General features: G+C 43.3%; 10 protein-coding genes. 5 read left to right on the top strand and 5 right to left on the bottom strand.

Annotation, left to right across the window (positions count from 1 at the left end; all coding sequences use genetic code 11):
- Nucleotides 1-351 precede the first annotated feature (351 nt).
- Nucleotides 352-522 (bottom strand): hypothetical protein, encoded by a 171-nt coding sequence (locus B2Z67_RS01850; RefSeq protein ID WP_291528118.1) that lies wholly within the window; start codon nt 520-522, stop codon nt 352-354.
- Nucleotides 523-843: 321 nt separating this feature from the next.
- On the opposite strand from B2Z67_RS01850, the gene B2Z67_RS01845 reads away from it, so the two are divergent.
- The gene (locus B2Z67_RS01845; protein WP_291528117.1) at nt 844-1,458 is read left to right on the top strand and encodes an L-threonylcarbamoyladenylate synthase; all 615 of its coding nucleotides are present in this window, start codon (nt 844-846) and stop codon (nt 1,456-1,458) included.
- A gap of 78 nt (nt 1,459-1,536) precedes the next feature.
- Nucleotides 1,537-2,541: an AI-2E family transporter gene (locus B2Z67_RS01840; RefSeq protein WP_291528119.1), complete on the top strand. Its 1,005-nt coding sequence runs from the start codon at nt 1,537-1,539 to the stop codon at nt 2,539-2,541.
- A gap of 13 nt (nt 2,542-2,554) precedes the next feature.
- On the opposite strand, the gene B2Z67_RS01835 is transcribed toward B2Z67_RS01840, so the two are convergent.
- The 4 genes from B2Z67_RS01835 to B2Z67_RS01820 form a co-directional block, all read right to left on the bottom strand.
- On the bottom strand, nt 2,555-3,193 hold the full coding sequence (locus B2Z67_RS01835; protein WP_291528116.1) for a hypothetical protein: 639 nt from the start codon (nt 3,191-3,193) through the stop codon (nt 2,555-2,557).
- A 238-nt stretch (nt 3,194-3,431) separates the two neighbouring features.
- Nucleotides 3,432-4,244, bottom strand: coding sequence for a glucosamine-6-phosphate deaminase (gene nagB, locus B2Z67_RS01830; RefSeq protein ID WP_291528115.1), 813 nt, complete (start codon nt 4,242-4,244; stop codon nt 3,432-3,434).
- A gap of 151 nt (nt 4,245-4,395) precedes the next feature.
- Nucleotides 4,396-5,592, bottom strand: coding sequence for an FprA family A-type flavoprotein (locus B2Z67_RS01825; RefSeq protein ID WP_291528114.1), 1,197 nt, complete (start codon nt 5,590-5,592; stop codon nt 4,396-4,398).
- Between the two features lie 60 nt (nt 5,593-5,652).
- The gene (locus tag B2Z67_RS01820; RefSeq protein ID WP_291528113.1) at nt 5,653-6,582 is read right to left on the bottom strand and encodes a TIGR01212 family radical SAM protein; all 930 of its coding nucleotides are present in this window, start codon (nt 6,580-6,582) and stop codon (nt 5,653-5,655) included.
- Between the two features lie 309 nt (nt 6,583-6,891).
- On the opposite strand from B2Z67_RS01820, the gene B2Z67_RS01815 reads away from it, so the two are divergent.
- Genes B2Z67_RS01815 through B2Z67_RS01805 form a run of 3 tightly spaced genes read left to right on the top strand, consistent with a single transcriptional unit; the run spans nt 6,892 to nt 9,785 of the window.
- On the top strand, nt 6,892-7,848 hold the full coding sequence (locus B2Z67_RS01815; RefSeq protein ID WP_291528112.1) for an ROK family protein: 957 nt from the start codon (nt 6,892-6,894) through the stop codon (nt 7,846-7,848).
- Nucleotides 7,845-8,990, top strand: a complete 1,146-nt coding sequence (locus tag B2Z67_RS01810) for an MFS transporter (protein WP_291528111.1) — start codon at nt 7,845-7,847, stop codon at nt 8,988-8,990. The genes B2Z67_RS01815 and B2Z67_RS01810 overlap by 4 nt, the downstream gene beginning before the upstream one ends.
- Nucleotides 8,991-9,023: 33 nt before the next feature.
- Nucleotides 9,024-9,785, top strand: a complete 762-nt coding sequence (locus B2Z67_RS01805; protein ID WP_291528110.1) for a sugar isomerase domain-containing protein — start codon at nt 9,024-9,026, stop codon at nt 9,783-9,785.
- Nucleotides 9,786-10,295 lie beyond the last annotated feature (510 nt).

Here is a 10,295-nt window from a genome sequence, read left to right as displayed (position 1 = left end):
TAGAGATACTCTTGTTAATCATTTACTTCGATTATTTACTCCAATTAATTACTCCAATTAATTACTCCAATTAATTAATTATTTACTTCTAATCAATTACTTACTCCTAATTAACCATTTACTCCTAATTATTCATTTACTCCTAATTAATCATTTCGTCAATATGCAACTCAAAACCAATACTTGTTTGCAAAAAGATAGCTAAAGCTTCTTTTCCCTAACACACCATTCTGCAAAAGAACGAGAAATAGAAACTACAGATACAATATTCTGAATATATATACACTTATTCCGTATAAATCACGACTGATATACGAGATTTATGCAGTAAATGCCTACCTCTTGCGCGAACTACAATACATGGAGTGCGAACAGCAATATGCCGTCCGCGAACAGCATATATCCCGTCCGCGAACCATCTATATCCCGTTCGCGAACCACATATATCCCGTTCGCGAACCACATATATCCCGTCCGCGAACCATCTATATCCCGTCCGCAAACCACATATATCCCGTTCAAAAGCCACACATATCCGGCAAAAATAAGCCCTTAAAGTCCCCCTCCAAGCGAAGCTTCCGCATTTTTTTAGAGATGTACAGATTTCGATATCCCACTATCCGTCAGTCAGATACGAATTTTCACTTCCGTATTTCCAACCGCCCCTGTCTACGGACGGAAATATCGCATTCTGAAGCATACAGAAAATACAAAAAGTCAATCTGACAGCTACGATTTGTGCCATCTATCAAATTGTTCAATATAAACTCCGGTACTTATTTGAAAAGTAGAAACTAATTCTCTACTTTTGCGTTATTTCATATATATTAAACATCAACCCTTATGCTTCTGAAACTTTATGAAAGGAATAACAGCATCCAGAATCTGCAACAAGTCGTGGACATTCTGAATAACGGCGGACTTATCATCTACCCCACCGATACGATGTACGCCATCGGCTGTCATGGGTTGAAAGAACGCGCCATTGAGCGCATTTGCCGCATCAAAGACATAGACCCGCGCAAGAACAACCTCTCCCTCATTTGCTATGACCTGAGCATTATCAGCGAATACGCAAAAATGGATAACAACATTTTCAAACTAATGAAGCGGAACTTACCGGGCGCCTTTACTTTTATCCTGAGCGGTACTACCCGGCTACCCAAAATCTTCCGTAACCGAAAAGAAGTAGGTATCCGCATGCCCGATAATTCTATTATCCAGGAAATAGCCCGCATGTTGGACGCTCCCATCATGACCACCACTCTGCCTCACGACGACCACGAAGATATAGAATACAGTACCGACCCTGAACTGATTGACGAAAAATACGGAGACCTGGTTGATTTAGTGATTGACGGAGGCATCGGAGGAACGGAATTCTCCACCATTGTAGACTGTACCAGTGGAGAAGCAGAAGTTCTGCGCCAAGGAAAAGGCCGGTTAGATGAAGGATAACCCCAAAATGAGATGAAGAATAACAAAAAAATGAGATGAAGGATAACCTCAAAAACAAAAGATATGACCACAAAAGATATGACTGCAAAAGAACGATATTGGAAATATTCATTAATCGCCATAATAATCGGGCTTGGTATCATCCTATTCCTGCAAATCACCTCGTTTTTAGGCGGACTGCTGGGAGCGCTGACTATCTATATCCTGGTCAGGAAACAAATGATATACCTGACAGACAAACGGAATATGAAACGTAGCATAGCCGCCATCGCCATTACCCTGGAAGCCATCTTCTGTTTCTTAGTTCCGTTAGCACTCGCCGTGTGGTTATTAGTCAACAAGCTACAGGGATTCAACCTGGATCCGCAAGCTATCATCACTCCCATCGAAAAGATGGCAAACGCCATCAAATACCAAACGGGGTATGACGTACTGGGCAAAGATACCATTTCATTCATCATTTCCGCACTCCCCACCGTCGGGCAACTCGTAATGGGAAGCATCAGCAGCCTTGCCGTTAATCTCTTCGTACTGGTCTTTGTGCTTTACTTCATGTTGACGGGCGGAAAGAAAATGGAGAAATACATCATTGAAATACTACCTTTCAATAAAGCCAATACGGAACACGTAATCCATGAAATAAATATGATTATCCATTCCAATGCCATAGGCATCCCTTTACTGGCAGTCATACAAGGCGGCGTAGCCATGATAGGCTATTGGATATTCAACGTCCCGGACATTCTTCTTGTTGGATTCCTCACCTGCCTTGTAACAGTTATTCCGATGATAGGTACAGCATTGGTATGGTTTCCCATAGCCGCCTACATGGCAATATCCGGCGATTGGTTCGACGCCATCGGGCTTACCCTGTTCGGAACGTTGATAATCTCGCAACTGGATAACCTGATACGTTTTATCCTGCAAAAGAAGATGGCTGACATACACCCGTTAATCACCATATTCGGGGTAGTTATAGGATTGTCTCTGTTTGGTTTTATGGGAGTTATTTTCGGCCCGGTATTGCTTTCGTTGTTTTTCCTCTTCGTGGACATGTTCAAGAAGGAATATCTGAACAGATAGAGATTGTATTCAATCAATAATAAAAATCCCACATTTGGCGCCAGAAAGAACTTTCTTTCGACTCTCTCTGTGGTATCATCTTCTCTTCCTGCAAGGCATAAAGCCTCTCCAGCAAAGCAACGACTTGTTTCTCAAAAAGATGCATATCGCAAATCTCTTTGACCCAGTTCACTGTTTCATCAAAAACATCAAGAGAAAAGATATTAGATATCTCCTGCTTATCCGACTTACGGAGTATATCTGTCAGAAAAGAAAGTATCTTAGAAACCATCTGCTTGTTACGGCTCTGGTGACGGGAGCGGTCATTCTTTACGCGCAGCAGGAAGTACTCTCCCAGCCACAAGAATACGATATATTTTTCCAGAAAGGATTTCTTTTTCCTTTTCCATTCCTTAATCAGAAAAGCGTCAACGTCCGAAAGCATACCATCCGTATGCCCATCTATATAGAACTTATGGGCAAGACATTCGATAGTACATCCCCATTTAGCGATACAAATATTATCTCTGGTATCATTAATTATTTTCTCCGCTTCTCTCAGCAACTTAAAAGCATTTTCTCCTTCTATAGGATCATCATACAAACGAAACTGACGGAATAATGAAAGGGAACGGTATAGTAAGTCATCAAAAGCACAATCCGTATCATTCATCTTCAAACGATTTTTTTTATTCAACGGGATAAAGATACAAATGATTAAGATGATAACAAATAAACAAGAGTGGATAAATTTCTAATAATTGAAAGATTGAAATAAAAAATTGCACAATCCATTCCATTTTAACTTACCGGGGATGGATTGCGCAACTAATTGTATTTAAGAACCTGTTATTCATACGAATCAGAAGTTAACCTGAATAATTCTGGTTACTCCTGATTCACATTATTCCTTACTTCAGCAAAGAAGCCGGTTCCAGATGTTCTGCTTCAATATCCTTAAAGTAACGATATGTACCGACCTTCAGCTCGAAAGTAGCGGCATCGTCTGCAACAATGATACCCTTTTCGTGCATCTGCAGAGCGCTGATTGTCCACATCTGGGTGATAGCGCCTTCTACGGCATGATAAAGGGCGCGCGCCTTGTTGTGCCCGTTTACGATAATCATCACTTCCTTAGCGGAGAGCACAGTACCCACACCAACCGTCAATGCAGTCTTAGGCACTTTGTTAACATCATTATCGAAGAAACGTGAATTAGCGATGATGGTATCCGTAGTCAATGTCTTCCGGCGTGTACGTGAAGATAAAGAAGAACCCGGTTCGTTGAAAGCAATATGTCCGTCAGGCCCGATACCTCCCATGAACAGGTCGATACCGCCATAGGATTTGATTTTTTCTTCATAACGTGCACATTCGGCATCCAGGTCAACGGCATTACCATTCAGAATATTGGTATTCTCCGGCTTAATGTCAATATGCCCAAAGAAGTTGTTCCACATGAAAGAGTAATAGCTTTCGGGATGTTCTTTTGGCAAGCCGACATATTCATCCATATTGAAAGTTACTACATTCTGAAAAGAAACAAGTCCTTTCTTATTCAGATCGATTAACTCCTTATACATACCGAGCGGCGATGAACCGGTAGGGCATCCCAAAACGAACGGTTTATCAGGCGTTGGATTCGCGGCTTTGATTTTAGCGGCAACATAGTACGCAGCCCACTTGGATACGGATTGGTAATCCGGTTGAATGATTAGTCTCATTGTGATTGTTTTTTTATCTGGTTAAACTTGTTCAATTTTGAATTATGGATTTTGAATTATGAATTATGAATTATTACCCATCCCTCTACTTTACGCGATTTCGCATAATTCAAAATTCAAAATTCATAATTCATAATTCATAATTTTAAATTCATATCTCCTTTTTAAGGCGTCCTGCCATAGCACGCGCCAGGCATTCGCATTGTTCGTAAGTTATGTCCTTCATAGCTTGCTTCATCTCAACCGGGTCGGCTACAAGTTCGAATTTACTCTTTTCGGCGAATTCAGCCATACGCTTCACCGCAGCGCCAGCCCAGGTAAACGAACCGAAGTAACCCAAGTAGCGCCCTTTGATTTCACGGATTAATATTTTGGAAAGCAAAGATTCTATATCAGGGTAAATCTGGTTACTGTACGTGGGACTGCCAATAATCAGACCACGATACTTAAAGATATCTGCAATAATATAAGAAGGATTAGTCTTGCTGACATTATGCATCACAATATTCCTGATACCCTGCGCCGAAAGTTCGGCAGCAATCGTTTCAGCCATCTGCTCAGTGTTGCCGTACATGGTTCCATAAACTATCACAACTCCTTCATCGGCTGCATAGCGGCTCAGTTTATCATAAATGTCTATAACACGGCTTATGTTCTCTGTCCAGACCGGACCGTGCGTTGAACAAATAGTCGTAACAGGCAGCCCGCTTAACTTTTGCAAAGCCTTCTGCACCGCCGAACCATACTTGCCGACAATATTGGAATAATAACGTAGCATTTCATCCCAGTAACGGTCTGTATTGATACACGCATCGAGGAAACCACCATCCAGCGTACCAAAGCAGCCAAAACCGTCGCCGGAGAAAAGCACAGCTTCAGTCTCGTCAAAAGTCATCATCGTTTCGGGCCAGTGTACCATAGGGGTCAGGTGGAAGCGTAGTTTATGATGCCCCAAAGCCAGGAAATCTCCGTCGGTAATCATATATCGTTCGCCCGTCACACCATAAAAGCCTTCAATCATGCCGAAAGTCTGTTTATTGCCAACAATAATGATATCAGGATAATGTTGTTTTATAAGACGGATAGAACCGGAATGGTCAGGTTCCATGTGATTAATGATAAGGTACTGAATAGGACGCTCACCGATAATGCTTTTTATCTTCCGCAGATATGTCTCAAAGAAACAAGCATCCACCGTATCAATCAGCACTACTGTTTCGTCATCTATCAGATAAGAATTATAAGATACTCCGTAAGGCAAAGGCCACATACCTTCAAACAAATGCTTGTTGCGGTCATTGACTCCTACATAATGTATTTTTCCTTTTATCAATGTTTTTTGGTTCATAATTTCTTCTTTTTTAGATTGATTCCGCATTCAAACAGCTGCAAAAATAATTCTTTTTTCTCATATTTCATATTTCCTTCCCTGATAAGCGCCAAGCTGCCGCATTCTTTTTTGTACAAGGTGATTAAACTCATAGTTTTTCAGCCCCCAACCGGGAACTATTAACAATTCTTTGGGGGATTGCGACACAAAACGTTCCAAAACCAAACCGGGACGTAAATGTTCCACATAATCCACAATCAGGTCAACATATTCTTCTACGCCGAACAGGTGGAAGTCTTCGGGATGCTGTTCATACTCATACGCCATGCGCGTGCCACGTATCAATTGCAACTGATGCATCTTCAATGTAGTAAGCGGCAAGCGGGATAAGATTCCGGCCTGCGCCACCAACTTCTCATGCGAATCTCCGGGAAGTCCCAGTATAACGTGCCCGCCGGTAAGGATACCACGGGCGGCGGTACGTTCTACGGCATCTATGGCATCCTGATAAGTATGTCCGCGGTTAATGCGCTGCAACGTGGCATCATCGGTACTTTCAATACCATATTCCACTAAAAGGAAAGTCGTTTTATTCAGTTCTTCCAGATAGCTAAGCAAACTGTCGGGCATGCAATCGGGACGGGTGCCCACAACCAGCCCCACTACATCAGCAACAGACAATGCTTCTTCGTACCTCCGCTTCAATGCTTCCAATTCGCCGTAAGTATTGGTATATGCCTGAAAATAGGCGAGGTATTTCATTTCGGAGTACTTATGGGAGAAAAAGACTTTCCCCTCTTCAAGTTGCCGGGTAATGCTCTTCTCCGTACGGCAATAATCCGGATTAAAAGTCTGGTTGTTGCAGTACGTACAACCACCGTACCCTTTAGTCCCATCACGATTAGGACAGGTAAAGCCGGCATTGAGTGATATTTTCTGTACCTTATATGGAAAATAGCACTTCAGAAACAATGGGAACTCATTATATAATAAAGGTGTAACGTCCATATATCTGTTTTTATACGAAGACAAAAGTAGGCTTTTTATTTGAGAAGGCAAAAAGGAAGCCGTTCAACCTCTTATGTTAACAAACACAAAAGCATAAATAATACACTGCACTAAAAAACGTTATATGCCTTTATTATCAAGCCAATACAATAAGTTGCATACAAGCAACAGCGAGTATACTAAATACTTTTTAGTGATTAGTGACATGTTTTACACACATTTTCCCTCTCAAGAAGCATTGGGAAGAGAAAATTAATTCATAGCTTTGCCTGAAACCTCGATAAATCAATCTAAAATAATTTAAGTACTATGGCTACCATCGCTCTTGATATAGGCGGAACTAAAATAGCAAGCGCCATTTTCCTCCCCGACGGAAGTATGTTATTCAACCGGAAGCGCCTGTTGAAAGGAAGAACCGGACATGACGTAGGTAAACTCGCCGCAGAAATACTATCCAAACTGCTGACTGTTGCCCGCAGGAGCCGTATCCCCATAGACAGTGTCGGAGTATGTGTTCCCGGCATTGTTTACTCACAAACAGGACGTGTGTGGGCGCCCAATATCCCGGAGTGGGAGAATTATCCTTTGCAAGAAGTATTGAAGGCCGTGACCACGCCGGGGATTGAGATTTTTATCGACAGCGACCGCACTTGCTACATGTACGGAGAAATGTGGCAGGGATCAGCCAAAGATTGCCACAGTGCAATATTCATCGCCGTGGGCACAGGCGTAGGTGCGGGAATTATCATTGACGGTCGTGTACTGCATGGTTCAAGCGACATTATCGGCGCTACGGGCTGGATGGCCCTTCAACCACCTTATAAAGAAGAATATGATGCTTGCGGTTGTTTTGAATATTACGCTTCGGGCAATGGTATCGCCGCCAGAGCGCGGGATGCGGTTCATGCAAACAAAGCGTATAAAGGACGCCTGCGCCAGAAACCCATTTGCCGTATCTCCGCTTATGATGTGTTCAGTGCATACAACGAGCATGACCCGATTGCCGTTGCCGTTCTGCACAAAGCCATAGAAATGTGGGGAATGGCTTCCGCCAACCTTGTCAGCCTGTTAAACCCCCAAAAGATTATCTGGGGCGGAGGCGTATTCGGCCCTGCAAATATATTTATCGACGATATCTATAAAGAAGCCTGCAAATGGGCGCAACCGCTCAGTATCAAGCAGGTGGAATTTGTAGCTTCTCAATTGTCCGGTAATGCCGGACTGATAGGAGCAGCTTCTCTCGCTATCAAAAAACACGTATTATGAGTAATTACAAAAAGAATCTGGTATTTGCGGCTGCGTGTATCGGCATGTGCTTTTTCGGCATTTCAATGATTACGCTGGGAGCGGTATTGCCGTCCCTCACCACCAAACTGAACTTGGATAATCTCCAAGCCACCGCATTGGTAACGTTCTTGCCTCTCGGCATACTGGGAGGTTCCCTGTTGTTTGGTCCTATAGTAGACCGTTTCGGACACAAGGCTTTGCTGTTGCTTAGTTGTTTAGTGGTACTGTTGGGATTGGAAGGAATTGCCTTCTTCACAAGCATCCCGTTACTGCAACTCTCCATTATCGGCATCGGGCTGGGCGGCGGCATACTGAATGGTGAAACGAATGCTTTGGTTGCCGATATCTCAAACGAAGAGGAAAAAGGTTCACGCCTCAGTCTTCTCGGAGCATTCTATGGCATCGGAGCATTGGGCATTCCTGTATTGCTGAGTTTCTTATCCGGATATTATTCTTTTGAAACCATACTGCAAGGCACGGGTATTGTGATGCTTGCGGGTATTATGTTCTGCTTCGGCGTACGTTTCCCCGCTCCCAAGCAACCACAGGGATTTCCTATCAGAAAGGGATTGGGGTTATTAAAAGAAAGCAGCCTGTTATTGCTCAGCTTCATCCTGTTCTTCCAGAGTGGTATTGAAGGCGTATGCAACAATTGGACTACACTCTATTTGGGACAGACTACTGACATCCCCGAGAACCGGGCGCTCATGGTTCTGACTTGTATGGTAGCCGGTCTCACCGCTGCCCGCCTGTTACTGGTGGTTCTCTTCAAGAAACTAAAGCAGGAAACCGTTCTCCGTTTCAGCCTGATTACAGCCGCCGCAGGTTTTGCACTGCTGACTTTCTCGCCCGACTTTATACGCGCCGCCACAGGTATGGCGCTTATTGGTGCGGGACTGGCTTCTACTTTCCCCGTCATACTCAGTATCGTAGGCAGCCGGTATGCCTCCCTCTCAGGGACGGCATTCAGTGTAGCTCTTGTCATAGCCCTTATCGGCCAGACCTTGCTGAACAGCCTCACCGGAATTCTTTCGCAAGAATATGGCATCGGGGTATATCCTTATATGATGATAGTATCCCTGCTCATCATGCTCCTTTTGTTTAAACGTTCACTTAAATAAAAAAGTTATTCATTCCTTTAAAACAAAAAAATTATGTTAGCACTTGAATGGTTAAAGAATGCGCACGGCATCATGGAAACATTGGAAGCCACGCAATTAGAGAATATCAAAAAGGCAGCCACCGCTATGGCCGATTCCATTGAAGCCGGACGCTGGGTACACACGTTTGGTTGCGGTCACGCAACGATTCCTGTTGAAGAAATGTATCCGCGTATCGGTAGCTTCGTAGGTTTCCACCCACTGTGCGAACTCCCGCTGACGTTCTTTACACAAATCATCGGACAGATGGGTATCCACCAGTTCCTTTTCCTCGAAAGAGCCGAAGGTTACGGACAGGAAATCATGAAGAATTATGATTTTGACGCTAAAGATTGTATCTGGATATTCTCTCACACAGGTATCAACGCTGTCAACATCGACGTGGCAATGGAAGCAAAGAAGCGCGGCATGAAGGTTATCGTTTACGGTTCTGCCGGAGAAACGGGCGACAAGGCAAGCCGTCATTCCAGCGGTAAGAACTTGTTCCAGCTTGCGGACATCGTAGTGGACTCTTGCGTTCCATTGGTAGACGCTTCGGTTCCTTTGAAAAATCATTTCGATAAAGTAGGCCCGTTATCAACTTTAAGTTTCATTACGCTGGTGTGGATGACTATCACTACCGTTGCCGAAATTCTGGCAGACCGTGGTGTACACTTGTATATTCATCCGTCGCACAATGTTCCGGGTGATACAACTGCTCACGAACGTTTGGACGCCGCTATCGCCGAATACCAGAAGAAGGTGAAATGCCTTTGATTATAAGGTATAAGGTGAAAAGCCTTTGATTATAATAGTTAGTAAATTCATCATCTATGAGTGACGCCCGTCCTTGCTCAACCCCCATTGAGCAGGACGGGCTTTTCGGTACTGACATCTCTATTTTTCTATCAACTTCTTATATCACTTCAAAACCTGACGACTCCCCCTAATTATCCCGCAATTATATGCGAGAATATTTTCGCATAACCAAGCATGATCTTACTAACCTGTATTATTCATACCGCAGGAGTTAAAGGAGTTGTCAGATTGACAATTTGTATTTTTAATCGCCTGAGAATGCGTTATTTCCACCCGAAGGCAAGGTTGGTTAGAAATACGCGAGCGAAAAGCAGTTAAGTGTCAGACTGATAGAGAGATATCGAAATGATTACATTTATTCTGGAACAAAATATCTCCTGAAAGTGGGCTAATAAGGAGAAAATAGGATAGCATAAGCCAACTACTTACAAGTAACAAGTCAATTACTTATAGATAGTTAGTGATCTA

The sequence above is a fragment of the Bacteroides sp. UBA939 genome, from assembly GCF_002293435.1.
Taxonomy (GTDB): domain Bacteria; phylum Bacteroidota; class Bacteroidia; order Bacteroidales; family Bacteroidaceae; genus Bacteroides.
The sequence above is the reverse complement of the archived record's forward strand: the minus strand, read 5'-3'. Positions and strand labels throughout refer to the sequence as shown.

Coding starts and splice junctions, on each gene's coding strand:
- B2Z67_RS01815 (WP_291528112.1), top strand. CDS start 6,892: ATGGCTACCATCGCTCTTGATATAGGCGGAACTAAAATAGCAAGCGCC.
- B2Z67_RS01825 (WP_291528114.1), bottom strand. CDS start 5,592: ATGAACCAAAAAACATTGATAAAAGGAAAAATACATTATGTAGGAGTC.
- B2Z67_RS01820 (WP_291528113.1), bottom strand. CDS start 6,582: ATGGACGTTACACCTTTATTATATAATGAGTTCCCATTGTTTCTGAAG.
- B2Z67_RS01845 (WP_291528117.1), top strand. CDS start 844: ATGCTTCTGAAACTTTATGAAAGGAATAACAGCATCCAGAATCTGCAA.
- nagB (WP_291528115.1), bottom strand. CDS start 4,244: ATGAGACTAATCATTCAACCGGATTACCAATCCGTATCCAAGTGGGCT.
- B2Z67_RS01810 (WP_291528111.1), top strand. CDS start 7,845: ATGAGTAATTACAAAAAGAATCTGGTATTTGCGGCTGCGTGTATCGGC.
- B2Z67_RS01805 (WP_291528110.1), top strand. CDS start 9,024: ATGTTAGCACTTGAATGGTTAAAGAATGCGCACGGCATCATGGAAACA.
- B2Z67_RS01835 (WP_291528116.1), bottom strand. CDS start 3,193: ATGAATGATACGGATTGTGCTTTTGATGACTTACTATACCGTTCCCTT.
- B2Z67_RS01840 (WP_291528119.1), top strand. CDS start 1,537: ATGACTGCAAAAGAACGATATTGGAAATATTCATTAATCGCCATAATA.